The organism is Paraburkholderia sp. BL23I1N1, assembly GCF_003610295.1.
In the GTDB taxonomy this organism is placed as follows: Bacteria; Pseudomonadota; Gammaproteobacteria; order Burkholderiales; family Burkholderiaceae; genus Paraburkholderia.
Window position 1 is genome coordinate 1,127,867 of the sequence record NZ_RAPV01000002.1, and the last position, 13,605, is coordinate 1,141,471.

Genomic DNA, 13,605 nt, shown 5'->3' on the forward strand with positions numbered 1-13,605 from the left:
ATGTATCTCCTTCAGGCCTTCAATCAAGGGGGATCGTCAAGCGGTCGATGACGGCGCGCGTCTCGGGCCGCACGCCGCGCCACCACGCAAAGGCCTCGGCGGCCTGCTCGACCAGCATGCCGACGCCGTCCGCGATACCCAGCACACCCGCGTCGCGCGCGACTCGCAGGAAGGGCGTGAGACGCTTGCCATAGGCGAGCTCGTAGGCCGCGCCGGTGGGGCTGAAAACGCTCGACGGAACCGGTGGCAACTCGCCTGTCAGGCTCGCCGAGGTCGCGTTGACCACCAGGTCGAAGCGTCCCATCGCTTCGAGCTCTCCATACCCGCAAGCGAGTAGCGCACCGCCGCTGGCGGCAACCTGTTCGACCAGCAACTCGACCTTCGCAAGGTTCCGGTTCGCAACGACCAGTTCGGCGGCCCGTGCCGCGATGAAGGGCAGCAGGGCGCCGCGCACCGCCCCGCCCGCGCCGAGCACCAGCACGCGCTTGTCAGCCATCGGCAGGTTGAGATTGATCTCGATGTCGCGCACGAGGCCGACGCCATCGAAGTTCTCCGCGACGATCCTGCCGTCCTGGAAGCTCAGCGCGTTGGCCGCTCCGGCGAGTGCCGCGCGCTCGCTGCGAACGTCCGCCATCGCGAAGGCCTTCAGCTTGAACGGCGCGGTCACGTTCATGCCTTTCCCGCCATCGGCGATGAAAGCGCGCACGGTCGCGGCGAATGCGTCTTGCGGTTCCAGCGGGCCTTCTATGGCGGTGTAGGAGAGGTCCTGCCGCGTCTCCTGAGCGAATGACCCATGAATTAGCGGGGATTTGGTGTGGCCGATCGGGTTTCCGATCACTGCATACCGGTCGGTCATCATGGCCTCCGCTTCGAATACAGGACGCCGTCGGTTTGCATCGCGTCGATTTCAGCGGCGCCGAATCCCAGCGACTCTGCGACTTCAGCGTTGTGTTGTCCGAGATCGGGTGCGACCTCGCGGATCGTCGTGTCGCAATCGGAGAAGCGGAACGGCAGATTCGGCAAGCGCAACTTGCCGTAGCGCGGATGCTCCTGATCGACCACCATGCCTCGCGCGACGATCTGCGGATCGGCGAGCACTTCGTCGATGCGTTGCACCTTCGCGCATGGCACGTCGATACTGTCGAGCAGGTCGAGCACCTGTGCGACCGGTCGGCTCGCAACCCACGGCCGGACGACGGACAGAATGTCCAGGCGATTGGCGTTACGTCCATCGAGCGTGTAGAAACGCTCGTCGGTGCTGAATCCGGCTGGGCCTCCCTGTGCCTCGACAAGCGCGGCGAACCGCTTCCACGCGTCGTCGACCTGGGCCGCGATAACGAGATCGCCGTCGGCTGCGCGGAACACGCCATAGAGCGTCGACGTTGGCATGTCATGACCGGTTTGCTCGGGCACGATGCCTTGCATGGTGTAGCACTGCACTGCGTATTCGTGCATCGACACCAGCGTGTCGTATAGCGCCATATCGATGTGTTGGCCCCGGCCGCTCGTCACGCGTCCGAGCAGCGCGGCATTGATTGCGGCGACCGCGTGAATGCCCGTGTACATGTCGCCGAGCGAGATGCGCATCAACGGCGGCGGCTCGCCGGGATTGCCGATCATCTGCATGATCCCGCTCCTCGCTTCGGCGATCAGGCCAAAACCGGCGCGATGCGCATCCGGCCCGGTATGGCCGTACGCCGAGATCGAGCAATAGACGAGCCGCGGATTGCGCGCGGACAACTCGTCATAACCCAGGCCGAGCTTGTTCAGCGCGCCGGGGCGATAGTTCTCAACGAATACATCGGCCGAATCGCACAGCCGCTGCATGAATTCCTTGCCGCGCGGGTCGCGCATATTGACGCTGACACCGCGCTTGCCCATGTTGAGTTGCAGGAAATAGCCGCTCTGTTCGTCGTCGAGCACGGTGGCGTGCTGACGTCCGGCGTCGCCGCTGCCGGGCCGTTCGACCTTGATGACTTCCGCGCCGAGCGCTGCCAGGCAGCGCCCCACGTACGGGCCGGCCAGGAAGTGACTGTAATCGACGACACGAATACCTTCGAGAGGACGGGCTTGCATCAGAACGCTCCCGGACGGCGCGGCACCATCAAACGATGCTCGCCATGCTGGACGACCTGGCGGTCCTGATTGATCAGATCAGAAGGCAGTACGACGATGCCCCAGTCAGGACGGCTTTTGCTTGCCCGCATCGCGCCGACGCGGAATTTCACGTGCAGCACGTCGTTGACTTTGATCGGCAGGTGAAAGTCCCACGTCCAGCCGAGCGACATCCCCGGCAGGAAGCGGTATTCGCTTTGGGTCTTCAGGCCGTCAGCGATAGACAAGCCGAACAGACCGTGCGCGACGATGCAACCAAAGTGGCTCGCGTTTGCGTATTCGTCGTCCACGTGGACGGGTGTGTGATCGCCTGTGAGATCGGCGTAGGCCAGAATGCGCTCTTTGGTCACCGTGTAGGTCGGGCTCACGCATTCGTCACCCTCGTGGGCGTCGTCCCAATATTTATCGACGATCGTCATTTCACACCTCCGCACGCGGGTTAATGTCCAGTGCCCGCGCCACACACGAGGCGGGCTTCGCCTGGATCAGTTCGACGGCGAGGCCGTCCGGCAGACGCAGCCAGTTGCGCCCCTGCGACATCTCGCTGGCGTCATACCGTTGCGCGGCGGCCAGCGCCGCCTCCATGTCTTCGCACATCACGCCAAGATGGCCGAGGCGGCCTTCAGGTGCATCGTAGTTCGGGTTATGGATGAATTGCAGGCCGCCAAGCGTCCAGTACTGACGAGGTTCGTCGACCGAGCCGTCCACTTCGCGCATCGTCATGCCAAGCACGTCTTCGAAAAAACGGATGTGCCAGTGGATGTCCTTCACCCAGATGGCGACATGCTCCAGATAGGCTTTGCTGCCGTTCATGCGGTTATCTCCTGTTTTTTCCGGTCGATCATGGCGCGCTCGATGCCCTTGATGCACGCCACCAGCGTCGCGTTGACCGGCGTCGGCACGCTGTGTCGAAGTCCCCAGCGCACGACCGCGCCGTTGATAAAGTCGATTTCGGTGACGGAGCCTTTCTCGAGGCTTTGCAGCATCGAGGTCTTGAAGGCAGGTGAGAGTCCTTCTCCGGCAAGCGTCCAGGGACGTTCGGGGTCGCTCGCGGAGAGCGTCACGCCGGCGGCCTGCGCGACCGCTATCGCCTCGGCGATAGCCGCAAGCGCAGTCGCCTTCAGAAGCGGTTCGTCGTAGAGTTGGCCGTAGGTCAGGCCGGTGGTGCCCGTTAGCGCGCCGGTCGCGACATTGACCAGCAACTTGTCCCACATCGTGCCGACGATGTTGTCGCTGACCTCGGTGATCAGCCCGGCGGCATTGAAGGTCTTGGCGATCGCCGCGACACGCGCGGTGATCCGGCCGTCGAGTTCGCCAATGTAGGTCGCTTTGCCGGCGACGCCGGACTCGATGTGGCCCGGATTGCGCATCACACAGCCTACGTAGGTCTTGCCGGCCAGCACGCGCTCGTGGCCCACGATGTCGGCGAGCACATCTTCGTGCCCAAGGCCGTTCTGCAAAGACAGGACCAGCGTTTCCGGCCCGATCAGTTCGAGCGCGCCGCGCATCGCTGCATCGGTATGAAACGATTTGACCAGTACGACCACCAGATCGACCGCGCCTGCCTCAGCGGCACGGGTCGCTGTGCGGACCTGCACGTGTCGCGAGCCGCCCCCATCGTCCACCCGCAGACCATTGCGCGCCATCGCCTGGATATGCGCCGCCGAGCGGTTCAGCAACCAGACATCGTTGCCTGCTTCGGTCAGCGCCGCGCCGATGGCACAGCCCAGTGCGCCTGCTCCTAGAATCGCAATCTTCACTGCTGTCTCCTTGATATGGAGACCACAATACGATTCGGTGTTCATGTCGGCAATGCAATGGCTACAATGGCATCATTGCGCTGGACAATAATGCTATGGAAACGTCAGAACTCCCCGATCTGAAATTGCTGCAACTCTTCGACCTTCTTTACGATGTCCGCAGCGTCACGCGCGTGGCCGAGCAACTGGGGCAGAGTCAGCCAACCATCAGCATCTGGTTAGGTCGATTGCGTGAGCATCTGCGAGACCCGCTGTTCATCCGCACGCCGGGCGGCATGGCGCCGACGCCGCAAGCCGATGCGCTAATCGGGCCGTGCCGTGAAATCCTCGAATCGCTGCGGCGCTTTGCTGCATGGGAAATTGCGTTCGATCCTGCCACTGCGAAGCGGCGGTTCCGTATTTGTATGACTGATGCAAGCCATATCACGCTGCTTCCTCGCATGCTTGCGCATGTGCGCGCACAGGCGCCGGGTATACGCCTGGAAGCCGCGCGAATGGATGGCAATACCGAACGCGCGCTGGAATCCGGCGAGGCTGACCTTGCGATTGGCCACGCCCCCTGGCTTGGCGGTGGTATTTATCAGCAACAGCTATACATGCAGGATTGGGTCTGTCTATCGAATCGCGACCATCCGCGATTGCGCGCAAAACTCGGAATGAAGCACTACCGCGCAGAGGGACATGTCGCGATTACTGCGGGGACGGGCGCGCAATTGCTGGAGCAGGCGCTGGTGCGCGAACACATCGAGCGGGACGTGGTGCTGGAGTTGCCGGGGTTCCTTGGTCTTGGGGCAATCATCAAGAGCACCGACCTGATTGCCACGCTGCCGCGACACATTGGCGAGACGCTTGCCAGGGTGAACAATCTGGCAATCCATGCCTGCCCGGTTCCAGTGGAGAGCTTTGCCGTACGGCAGCACTGGCACGCGCGATATCACCAGGAAGCGGGAAATCGTTGGTTGCGGGGACTGGTGATGCAGTTGTTTGGCAGTTCGGGTGGATGGGGCGCCTAGACGGACGTCCACTCCAGTTTGGAAGCGGCCGTTCAGGCCGCGAAGGGTCGAACGGCAGAAGTGGGTCGAAATGAGCCCGACGTATCAGGCAGCACCCGGCCAGAAGCAGCCCCCCATCCCAACCGTTGCGCAACATTGGGACGTCGGTTAGATCGCGTATAACGGCCCTTCACCGGACACACCCAATGCCGGTGCCCAGACATGTTCACGCCGTAGACTGAAGAAGGAACAACCTGGTATTGCGCATCGGACATAGATTTCGCGCGAAGAGGATTGGGACGCGTGCAAAGCGTGATTCCATGAACTCTTGAAGGAAAATGCAGTGGCAATGATTCAGGTTTCGCATCAACAGGCAGTCAACCCTTTTTGGCCTGTGCCAGCCATTGGTCGAGACTGACGCGGCCGATCCGCGCGTCGCCAAGCGGCACGAGCGACTGTTCCTCGACACGGCCACCGTAGTACCGCGCTTCGCGATCCATCACCACCGGGCGTGGGTCGCCTACCGATTTCAGATAGCGCGTGACGATCTCCGCGAAGGGCGCGCGGTCCGGGCCGGCGATCTCGACCGTGCCGTTCAACGGCGCGGCGAGCGCGACTTGCGCGAGGTTCGCCGCGACGTCGTCCGCGGCGATCGGTTGAAACAGCCCGTCGCCGATGCGCACCGTGCCGCCGTCCGTGCCGAAATCCGCGATGCCGCCAATGAACTCCATGAACTGAGTCGCGCGCACGATCGTGTACGGCACGCCCGCCGCTTCGATTACCTCTTCCTGCGCGACCTTGGCAGTGAAATACGCGTTCTCCTCCGTGCGGTCGCAGCCGACGATTGATAGCGCGACGTGATGGCGCACCCCTGCAGCCACTTCGGCCTTGCCGAGGTTGCGCGCCGAGGTGCGGAAGAAGTCGAGCACCGCCTGCGGCTCCCATGACGGCGCGTTCGTCACATCCACTACGACGTCCGCGCCCGCCAGCGCACGGTTCAGGCCCTCGCCCGTCACAGCGTTCACACCGGTACGCGGAGACGCAGCAAGCGCCTCATGGCCCGCCTCGCTGAGCAGCTTGACCACACGTGAGCCGATCAGGCCGGAACCTCCAATCACGACGATCTTCATTGCAGATTCTCCAGATGTAAGTAATTGAACGTGCGGTGCGCTGGCGGGTCTCGTATTGCGTGAAAGTGTTCGCCGCCGTCGCATCGCGAGAGACTATTGTGGAAGAATCATGTTCTAGCGAAAAGTGACAAGAATCGTCGAACCGACTAGTCCAAGTCGGTTCCGTGCCGCTTGCCCGCGAGACTGCCATGACCGTGCCGACTCTCTCATTGACCATCGAAATCGACCGGCAGCAGCAATTGCCGATCTATCTGCAGATCTGCGAGCGTTTCAGGACCGCGATCGCCGCGGGGCATTTACGGTCCGGCGATCGCGTGCCCGCGCTGCGCAGCCTCGCCACGCAACTGAACACGGCACGCGGCACGGTGGAGCTGGCCTACACGATCCTCGTCGACGAGGGTTACCTGCAAATGCGCGGTGCGGCAGGCACGTTCGTATCGCCGTCGCTGCCGGCATCGGTGATGCACTCGTTGCGTGCGCAAGGTGTTCAGGACACACACGATAGCCAGAGCGCCGAAGGAACTGGCACGCCGGAGGCGCCTGGCGATTCGCGCGGCAGTCAACCGGCGCCGCCGCGTCGGTTGGCCATCGCGGTCGCCATGAGCGGCGAGCCGCGGCCGTTGCAACCAGGGCTGCCCGCGCTCGACGCGTTTCCAGGCAAGGTATGGAACCGGCTCGTTTCGCGTCGCGCGCGCAGCGGCGAACTTGCGATGTTCGCGTACCCCGACCCGGCCGGCTACCGGCCGCTGCGCGAACATATCGCCACCTACCTCGGGCTATCGCGCGGCGTGACCTGCCTGCCGGAACAGGTGTTCGTTACTGGTGGCTACCGTGCGACGCTTGAACTCGTGTTGCGTAGTCTCGCCCGCCCGAACGATAGCGTGTGGTTCGAGGATCCCGGCTATTTGTTCGCGCGCGGTTTTCTAGCCGAGACCGGTGTGCAACTGGTGCCGGTGCCGGTGGACGGCGAGGGGATCAACGTCGAGCGCGGCAAGCTGCTGGATGCGCAGGCGCGCTTCGCACTGGTCACGCCGTCGCATCAGAGCCCACTCGGCCATACGTTGTCGCCCACAAGACGCATGGCGCTGCTGGACTGGGCAGAGAAAGCATCCAGTTGGATCATCGAAGACGACTACGACAGCGAGTTTCGTTATCTGGGTCGGCCATTGCAGGCGTTGAAAAGCCTCGACAGGCGCGATCACGTGATCTATTGCGGCACGTTCAGCAAGGTGCTGTTTCCCGGTTTGCGGCTCGCCTATACGGTAGTGCCGGAGCGGGCCGTCGAGCGCGTGGGACGGGTGGCGCACAGCATGAATGCCGGTTCGCCGACGCTATTGCAGGCGACCGTGGCGGACTTCATTGAACTGGGGCATTTTGCGCGGCATCTGAAGCGGATGCGTGCGTTGTATAGCGAGCGGCGCACGCTGATCGTGCACGCGCTGGAGCAGGCGTTCGGCAAACGACTGGTTGTCGACTTGCCGGCAGGTGGAATCCAGTTCGCGGCGCAGTTTGCCGAAGGCCCCGATGACCCCGTCGACGACGTCGCCGTCGCCGCGCGCGCGCGCGAGGCGGGGCTCGCGGTGCTGCCGCTTTCGATCTGGTACGCGAACGGCCACACGCGGCGCACGCCGCGCGGCCTCGTGATGGGCTTCGCGAATATCGCCGATGCGCGTGAAGCAGATCGTCTCGCACGAAAGTTGCGCATGTGTCTGGACAGGTGATGCGCGGAAAATGTGTCCCGATCTCCAATCAGCACCACGCCTTCGCGCGACAGACGCCAGCTTCCGCATTCCGCTCAGTCTGGCGTCTGTCGTCAGCATTCTGAGCGTCTCCTTTGCCTCAAGAAGTGCCATCGATGTTGCTGCAACCTGACAGTCCGTTCCGGGTCGGTAGCTGCCTCTGGTACCCGCGCGGCCGAGGCCAGAGACCGGCTATTCCCGCCCCGGCCCCGGGACCTCAATCGAGTGGTAGCTGTATCCCAGACTCTGCGAATACCTCGCGTACGACGGACAATCCGTTCAGCGCCGCCGGAAATCCCGCGTAGACCGCCATCTGCATCACAACTTCCACCACCTCGCCTGGTTTGCAGCCGACGTGCAATGCGGCATGAACATGCACACGAAGCTGGGGTAGCGCATTTCCAAGTGCGCATAGCGCTGCGACTGTTGCCAGTTCCCGTTCACGCAAGCCAAGCCCTTCCCGCGCGTAGATGTCGCCGAACGAGAACTCAACCACATAGCGCGCAAAGTCCGGAAACGATTTTGCCAGCGCTTCGACCACCTGGATACCGGTCACGCCATCCACTGCAGCCAGCATCTTTGAGCCGCGCTCGTAACGTTCAGCGCTCATTGGCCACCTCCTTTACGATCTCGCCGAACAATTCGGGCCAGGGCAGCATTGTGAGCAAGGTTCATGGTGTTCTCCAGAAATGTTGATGCGGCAACTGTAGAGCCAGTCCTCGACATGCGAAATGACCAAGTTCGTGATACCTTTTTGATATGTCTGATCACCTCGATTCCCGATCCCTTTTGCTCTTCCTTACCGTTGCGGATGCGCTGAGCTTCCGCCAGGCGGCCGAGACGCTGCACCTTTCTCAACCGCCATTGAGTCGGGCGATTCGAGAACTCGAGGAGCGGTTGGGAGCGCGGCTGTTCGACCGCAACACGATGGGCGTGACGCTCACCGCCGCTGGAGAAAAGCTGCTTCCCTATGCACGCAATATTGCGAAATTGCTTCGCGAGGCCGAAGCAGCGCTCACGACCCAAGGCTTACCGGCCAACCTTCGGTTAGGCCTAACCAGTGCCGTGGAACCGGCCTGGTTTCGCGGGCTGGCACAACGAGTGCAAGCAACTCATCCCGGAACGGTCGTGTCGACCTTCTCCGATACATCACCGCGGCTCATTCGTCAGCTTCGCGCCGGCAAACTGGATGCAGCCTTCATAGCGCTGCCGACGGACGCGCATGGGCTGGATGTCCTGGAGCTCGACCGACTGCCGATGGTCGTGGCGATACCATCAACCCATCATCTGGCGAAGCGCAGAACAGTAGGTCTCGCGGACCTGGCACGTGAAAAGGTCTTCTGGTTCGAGCGGGCGCGACAGCCCGCGTTCTACGACCACTGCCAGGCGGTTTTCTCACGCCATGGGTTCGCCCCGTCAAAACTGAGGGAGCCATCGGACCATCACGTTCTACTGGGTGACGTCGCGAACGGACGTGGTGTAGCCCTGCTGCCGAAATCGTTCACCGCTTTGAAGCGGGCAGGCGTCGTCTACAGGTCGCTGGTCGAGGGCGAGGCACTATCGGTTGGCATCGGACTCGCGTCGCGCGCCGACCGGCCAGGCGTACGAGAAACACTGGCAGCAGCGGCAGAAGTGAACCACCCAAAGGTTTCAATGGCCTGTCGAATTGCTTGACCTCTGTCGGCCAATTTCAGACGCTCGACATCTCCCCCAAGATCGTCAACAATCAATCGGACCGACACACTCCAGCCTATGCACTGTCCCTACTGTTCCGCACAGCTCGTTGAAGCCACCGGGGGAGAGCTCCGATGCTCATTGGCGGGCTCATTATTTAGCATCTCCGTTCGGGAGCAATTCGAGACGCTCACGTTGAAGGCCCCCGCTTTATCCTACAATTTGACACGGTTCAATCTGGGTAGATGGTTTTGTCCTTGCTGCGGCAAGGCAACCAACAACGGAGTTTGCGCCAAATGCGGCCCGGTGATCACCAGTCGGCTAGCACGCCAACTGCTGGAATTGAATCCGCACGAGCGCAACTAAATCTCTCGACAAAAATGACGACAGACAGTTCGGACCGGCCTCGGCCATAAACAGTCTTTCGCAGTCGCATGGCGAATGTCTCCTGATAAGCGACAAGTCGCCATTTGGTAAAGCGACGGCGGCCTTCGATTCATCGGCCGAGCCAACTTCGTTTTCACGCGCTTTGTACGGCGGCTTAGATTCAAATGGAGATTCTCGCGGACGACGCCTTCAGCTCGAGAAATCCGTCCCTGCACCTCGGGCTATCAGGATGGAAACGCTGCGCGACCCGCAGTACGCAGGGACGATTTATCTCGGCGTACTCAACGCTCAGGTCTCGATCAGATGAAGGAACTGCTTTGCGCGTGGACTGCAGCCCTCACCAAAGAAGGCTTGCGGTGTCGTGTCTTCGGCAACCACGCCGCCGTCCATGAAAACGACCCGATCCGCAACATCTCGCGCAAACCGCACTTCGTGAGTGACGATCAGCATCGTCATGCCCAGTTTTGCGACATCGCGCATTACGTTCAGGACATCCTCTCGTAGCGCTGGATCGAGAGCGGACGTGGGCTCGTCGAAGAGTATGACTTCCGGATCCATCGCGAGCGCACGCGCGATCGCTACGCGCTGCTTCTGGCCGCCGGACAGCCGTCCTGGATACTCGTTGGCTTTTGCCGCCAGGCCAACCTGTGTCAGCAGGTGCATTGCACGCTCCGATGCCTGCGCGCGGGGAACGCCCTTGACGCTAACCGGACCTTCCATCACGTTTTCCAGTGCTGTCCTGTGCGGAAACAGGTTGAACGACTGGAACACCATTGCCGTGCGCTGGCGGATTGCGCGGATCTTCTTTTGATGCTGGCGTGACGGTTTCGATGAACCGGTGCATTCGACATCAATGCCGCACACAGTCACGGTACCGGCATCCGGCATTTCGAGGAAATTCAGTGAGCGCAGCAGCGTGGTCTTGCCCGACCCGGACGGCCCCATCACCACGACAACTTCGCCTGTCGATACGCTGAAGTCGACGCCGCGCAACACCTGGTTGTCGCCGAAGGCCTTCGAAAGCCCACGAACTTCGATTGTCCTGCTATCCGTATTCATACAAAACGCCTCGACAAGCGATTCTCGAGCACCGTCTGGACTATCGTGAGAATCTGGTTGATGCCCCAGTAGATGATGCCGACCATCAGGAACATTTCCATGTAGCGGAAGGTGGATGCGCCGACCTGGTCGGCCACGCGGGTCAGTTCCACCACCGTGATGGTCGAAGCGAGCGACGTATCTTTGATTAGTGCAATCAGGCGGCTGCCGACGGGCGGAATGGCGACGCGCAGACCCTGCGGGAGGATAACCCGCGACATGGCTTTCCAGTAACCCATGCCCAGCGACATCGCAGCTTCCCACTGGCCCTTGTCCACTGCGTTGATGCCGGAACGGAAGTTCTCGCTCAGATACGCTGCCGAGAACAGCGTCAGCGCGAGGAGCGCGGCAGGAACCGGATCAAGTGTCAGACCGTACCGGGGCAAGCCGAAATAAATCAGTAGTATCTGCACGAGCAGCGGCGTGCCACGGAAGATGGAAACGTATGCGAATGCGAGCGCGCGCAGTACGCTCATGCTCGAGACACGGGCCAGCGCGACGAGCAACCCCAGCGTCGAGCCAAGCACGAACGACGTTAAGCCGAGAAAGATCGTCATCAGCACCGCGCTCCTCAACAGGGGCAGCGAGCGCATGAAAAGTTCGGTCATGACTACTCCTTTTGCGCCTTGGCTTTGGCGATCATGCCGGCCATATCGTAATCGCTTCCAACCCACTTCTTCGCAATGGCCTGAATCGTCCCGTCAGCCATCATTTCGGCGACCGCCTTATTGACTGCTGCGCGCAGGGCCGGTTGGCCTTTCACGATAGCCGGCGCTGACAGCTGATAGATCAAGGGGTCGCCCACTTCCTTCACGGGTAAGTGATTGACGTTGGCGTACTTCATGCCGCCGAAGTGAGAAATAATTACCGCGTCGATCCGCCCACTGCCCAGATCGTTGAAGATGAGCGCCCCATTGTCGTAGGAACGGATATCGGAGTCTTTCAGGTGTGCTCGTGCCCATGTTTCATTGCTCGAGCCGGTGACCACGCCCACCCGCTTGCCTTTAAGCGTGTCTTTGCCCTTGATGTCCGTGTTGCCGGCAGGTACGAAAATACGGAAATCCTCCACGCCGTATGGATCGCCGAAATCAACCTGTTGCTCGCGTTCAGGTGTAGGCGTGAGATCGTTCATGACGAGGTCATACTTGCCCGTCTTTAACCCCTCCACAAAGTTCTTGAACGAATCGGCGACGAATACTACATTCGGCACGCCAATGCGCTTGCCGACTTCCTTTGCAATCGCGACGTCATAGCCGACAGGAAGATTGCTTTCGTCAAGCATGCTCCACGGCGGACTGCTCTGAGTGTTGGCCACGCGCAGTGTGCCGCTCGCCTTCGCCTGCGCAAGCAGGTCTGCCGCTTGCACAGTAGCGGGAAAGCTGAACGCCGTGCAAAGTGCCACGAAACTCACTGCGGTGAGAGCGCGTCTCCATCCATTGATTGTTTTCATCTCGTACTCACTAATCCAGGTAAGTTGAACGGAAAAATACTAGGTACCAGCTATGCGGGTTCGTTTGAATGCGTCGAGACCGGCAAACAGGTCTTCAAGTAGCATCGCCGGATCCTCCAACCCGATCGAGAGGCGCACAACAGCCTGATCGGTCAGCGGGAATGTGCGCTCGGCCTGCAACGGGGCCGGATAGAAGGCAGCGAGGCTATGCACGCCTCCCCAACTCGCACCGATGGCGAAATGCTGGAGCGCATCGAAGAACGCGCTGAACGCGGCCGCTGGCGCGGGCTGGAGAATCAGGGAGAAGAGACACCCGCTGCTCAAAAAGTCCCGCTTCCAGATGGCGTGGCCGGTGTCGGACTGTAGCGCCGGGAACAGCACCTTGCTCACCTCCGGGTGGCGTTCGAGTTTCCTCGCAATCTGCAGCGTCGAGGCGCTCTGGGCGGCGAAGCGGAGCTTCAGGGTTGCCAGACCGCGCATCACGAGGAAGCAGTCGTCGGGACTAGTCTGCTGGCCGAGAATGCTCTGCGTCTCGCGCACGCTCGCGTAGTAATCCGCGTCGTTCATGCTGATGCAGCCCATCAGCAGATCAGAATGGCCGCCGAAAAATTTCGTCGCTGCTTCGATGCTGAAGTCCACACCGTGTTCGAGCGGCTTGAAAGCGAGCGGGCTTGCCCAGGTGTTGTCCATCATCGTCAATACGCCATGACGTTTCGCGACTTCGACGATCGCCGGGATGTCGGGCATCTCCATTGTCACCGTGCCCGGCGACTCCAGGCAGATCATGCGCGTGTTGGGCTTGATGTACTGACTAATCTCAGTCCCGATCGCAGGCGGATACATTTCGATCTCGACGTTGAAGTGCGCCAGCCACTTCTCCGCGAACGTCTTCAGCGCGCCGTAGCAGGCAGCAGACACGAGCAGGTGATCACCACCGCGCACGAAACCCATGACGGTCGTCATCAGCGCGGACTGACCGGAGGGCGTCACCACGCAATGCGCACCGCCTTCAAGTTCGGCGATGCGATGCTCCAGTTCGCGAGCCGTTGGCGTCCCGGTGATGCCATAGCTGTAGCCGTCCGGTTGCCGCTCCTTACGGCGCGTAAATTCGGCCAGAGAATCGAATACGACCGTGGATGCCCGCATGACGGCGGGCGAGAGGCTGCGGAACGGCTGCGGCGCTTTCTGGGTATGACTTGTCATCATGCTCTCGGTGATTGCGTGGTGGGGTATCGACGACTGCAGTTTACTTTCGCCCGG

At 61.4% G+C, this 13,605-nt stretch carries 14 protein-coding genes; 3 read left to right on the top strand and 11 right to left on the bottom strand.

Going from position 1 to position 13,605, the window contains the following annotated elements:
* Nucleotides 1-19: 19 nt before the first annotated feature.
* The 5 genes from aroE to B0G76_RS37715 are packed head-to-tail and all read right to left on the bottom strand — an operon-like array spanning nt 20 to nt 3,875.
* Nucleotides 20-856, bottom strand: coding sequence for a shikimate dehydrogenase (gene aroE, locus B0G76_RS37695; protein WP_120298088.1), 837 nt, complete (start codon nt 854-856; stop codon nt 20-22).
* Complete coding sequence (locus B0G76_RS37700) at nt 856-2,076, bottom strand: CaiB/BaiF CoA-transferase family protein (protein ID WP_120297765.1); 1,221 nt, start codon at nt 2,074-2,076, stop codon at nt 856-858. The genes aroE and B0G76_RS37700 overlap by 1 nt, the downstream gene beginning before the upstream one ends.
* Nucleotides 2,076-2,534, bottom strand: coding sequence for a MaoC family dehydratase (locus B0G76_RS37705; RefSeq protein WP_120297766.1), 459 nt, complete (start codon nt 2,532-2,534; stop codon nt 2,076-2,078). The genes B0G76_RS37700 and B0G76_RS37705 overlap by 1 nt, the downstream gene beginning before the upstream one ends.
* A 1-nt stretch (nt 2,535) precedes the next feature.
* On the bottom strand, nt 2,536-2,928 hold the full coding sequence (locus B0G76_RS37710; RefSeq protein ID WP_120297767.1) for a VOC family protein: 393 nt from the start codon (nt 2,926-2,928) through the stop codon (nt 2,536-2,538).
* Complete coding sequence (locus tag B0G76_RS37715) at nt 2,925-3,875, bottom strand: ketopantoate reductase family protein (RefSeq protein WP_120298089.1); 951 nt, start codon at nt 3,873-3,875, stop codon at nt 2,925-2,927. The genes B0G76_RS37710 and B0G76_RS37715 overlap by 4 nt, the downstream gene beginning before the upstream one ends.
* 95 nt (nt 3,876-3,970) lie before the next feature.
* Between B0G76_RS37715 and B0G76_RS37720 the strand changes: the two genes are divergently transcribed.
* Nucleotides 3,971-4,888, top strand: coding sequence for a LysR family transcriptional regulator (locus B0G76_RS37720; RefSeq protein ID WP_120297768.1), 918 nt, complete (start codon nt 3,971-3,973; stop codon nt 4,886-4,888).
* A 356-nt stretch (nt 4,889-5,244) separates the two neighbouring features.
* Here B0G76_RS37720 and B0G76_RS37725 read toward each other — a convergent pair whose 3' ends face one another.
* Entirely contained in the window at nt 5,245-5,997 is a 753-nt protein-coding gene (locus B0G76_RS37725) for an SDR family oxidoreductase (RefSeq protein WP_120297769.1), read from the bottom strand.
* Nucleotides 5,998-6,185: 188 nt separating this feature from the next.
* On the opposite strand from B0G76_RS37725, the gene B0G76_RS37730 reads away from it, so the two are divergent.
* Nucleotides 6,186-7,718, top strand: coding sequence for a PLP-dependent aminotransferase family protein (locus B0G76_RS37730; protein WP_120297770.1), 1,533 nt, complete (start codon nt 6,186-6,188; stop codon nt 7,716-7,718).
* 235 nt (nt 7,719-7,953) lie between these two features.
* Here the strand turns inward: B0G76_RS37730 and B0G76_RS37735 are convergent, their stop codons facing one another.
* Complete coding sequence (locus B0G76_RS37735; RefSeq protein WP_120297771.1) at nt 7,954-8,346, bottom strand: carboxymuconolactone decarboxylase family protein; 393 nt, start codon at nt 8,344-8,346, stop codon at nt 7,954-7,956.
* Nucleotides 8,347-8,495: 149 nt separating this feature from the next.
* On the opposite strand from B0G76_RS37735, the gene B0G76_RS37740 reads away from it, so the two are divergent.
* Nucleotides 8,496-9,410, top strand: a complete 915-nt coding sequence (locus B0G76_RS37740) for a LysR family transcriptional regulator (protein ID WP_120297772.1) — start codon at nt 8,496-8,498, stop codon at nt 9,408-9,410.
* 675 nt (nt 9,411-10,085) lie between these two features.
* Here B0G76_RS37740 and B0G76_RS37745 read toward each other — a convergent pair.
* From B0G76_RS37745 to metC, 4 genes are read right to left on the bottom strand one after another with little or no spacing between them, the layout of a single operon-like run.
* Nucleotides 10,086-10,856 carry an amino acid ABC transporter ATP-binding protein gene (locus tag B0G76_RS37745; protein WP_120297773.1) on the bottom strand — a complete coding sequence of 257 codons (771 nt, stop codon included), beginning with the start codon at nt 10,854-10,856 and terminating at the stop codon, nt 10,086-10,088.
* The gene (locus tag B0G76_RS37750; RefSeq protein ID WP_120297774.1) at nt 10,853-11,503 is read right to left on the bottom strand and encodes an amino acid ABC transporter permease; all 651 of its coding nucleotides are present in this window, start codon (nt 11,501-11,503) and stop codon (nt 10,853-10,855) included. Before B0G76_RS37750 ends, B0G76_RS37745 begins: the two co-directional genes overlap by 4 nt.
* A gap of 2 nt (nt 11,504-11,505) precedes the next feature.
* Nucleotides 11,506-12,345, bottom strand: coding sequence for an ABC transporter substrate-binding protein (locus B0G76_RS37755; RefSeq protein WP_120297775.1), 840 nt, complete (start codon nt 12,343-12,345; stop codon nt 11,506-11,508).
* 39 nt (nt 12,346-12,384) lie between these two features.
* Entirely contained in the window at nt 12,385-13,548 is a 1,164-nt protein-coding gene (metC, locus tag B0G76_RS37760) for a cystathionine beta-lyase (protein WP_120298090.1), read from the bottom strand.
* Nucleotides 13,549-13,605 lie beyond the last annotated feature (57 nt).

What these genes read in the sequence shown, in the direction of transcription:
- B0G76_RS37745 (WP_120297773.1), bottom strand. Translation starts at nt 10,856, where the DNA reads ATGAATACGGATAGCAGGACAATCGAAGTTCGTGGGCTTTCGAAGGCC.
- B0G76_RS37705 (WP_120297766.1), bottom strand. Translation starts at nt 2,534, where the DNA reads ATGACGATCGTCGATAAATATTGGGACGACGCCCACGAGGGTGACGAA.
- B0G76_RS37750 (WP_120297774.1), bottom strand. Translation starts at nt 11,503, where the DNA reads ATGACCGAACTTTTCATGCGCTCGCTGCCCCTGTTGAGGAGCGCGGTG.
- B0G76_RS37735 (WP_120297771.1), bottom strand. Translation starts at nt 8,346, where the DNA reads ATGAGCGCTGAACGTTACGAGCGCGGCTCAAAGATGCTGGCTGCAGTG.
- B0G76_RS37740 (WP_120297772.1), top strand. Translation starts at nt 8,496, where the DNA reads ATGTCTGATCACCTCGATTCCCGATCCCTTTTGCTCTTCCTTACCGTT.
- B0G76_RS37700 (WP_120297765.1), bottom strand. Translation starts at nt 2,076, where the DNA reads ATGCAAGCCCGTCCTCTCGAAGGTATTCGTGTCGTCGATTACAGTCAC.
- metC (WP_120298090.1), bottom strand. Translation starts at nt 13,548, where the DNA reads ATGACAAGTCATACCCAGAAAGCGCCGCAGCCGTTCCGCAGCCTCTCG.
- B0G76_RS37720 (WP_120297768.1), top strand. Translation starts at nt 3,971, where the DNA reads ATGGAAACGTCAGAACTCCCCGATCTGAAATTGCTGCAACTCTTCGAC.
- B0G76_RS37730 (WP_120297770.1), top strand. Translation starts at nt 6,186, where the DNA reads ATGACCGTGCCGACTCTCTCATTGACCATCGAAATCGACCGGCAGCAG.
- B0G76_RS37755 (WP_120297775.1), bottom strand. Translation starts at nt 12,345, where the DNA reads ATGAAAACAATCAATGGATGGAGACGCGCTCTCACCGCAGTGAGTTTC.
- B0G76_RS37710 (WP_120297767.1), bottom strand. Translation starts at nt 2,928, where the DNA reads ATGAACGGCAGCAAAGCCTATCTGGAGCATGTCGCCATCTGGGTGAAG.
- B0G76_RS37725 (WP_120297769.1), bottom strand. Translation starts at nt 5,997, where the DNA reads ATGAAGATCGTCGTGATTGGAGGTTCCGGCCTGATCGGCTCACGTGTG.
- aroE (WP_120298088.1), bottom strand. Translation starts at nt 856, where the DNA reads ATGACCGACCGGTATGCAGTGATCGGAAACCCGATCGGCCACACCAAA.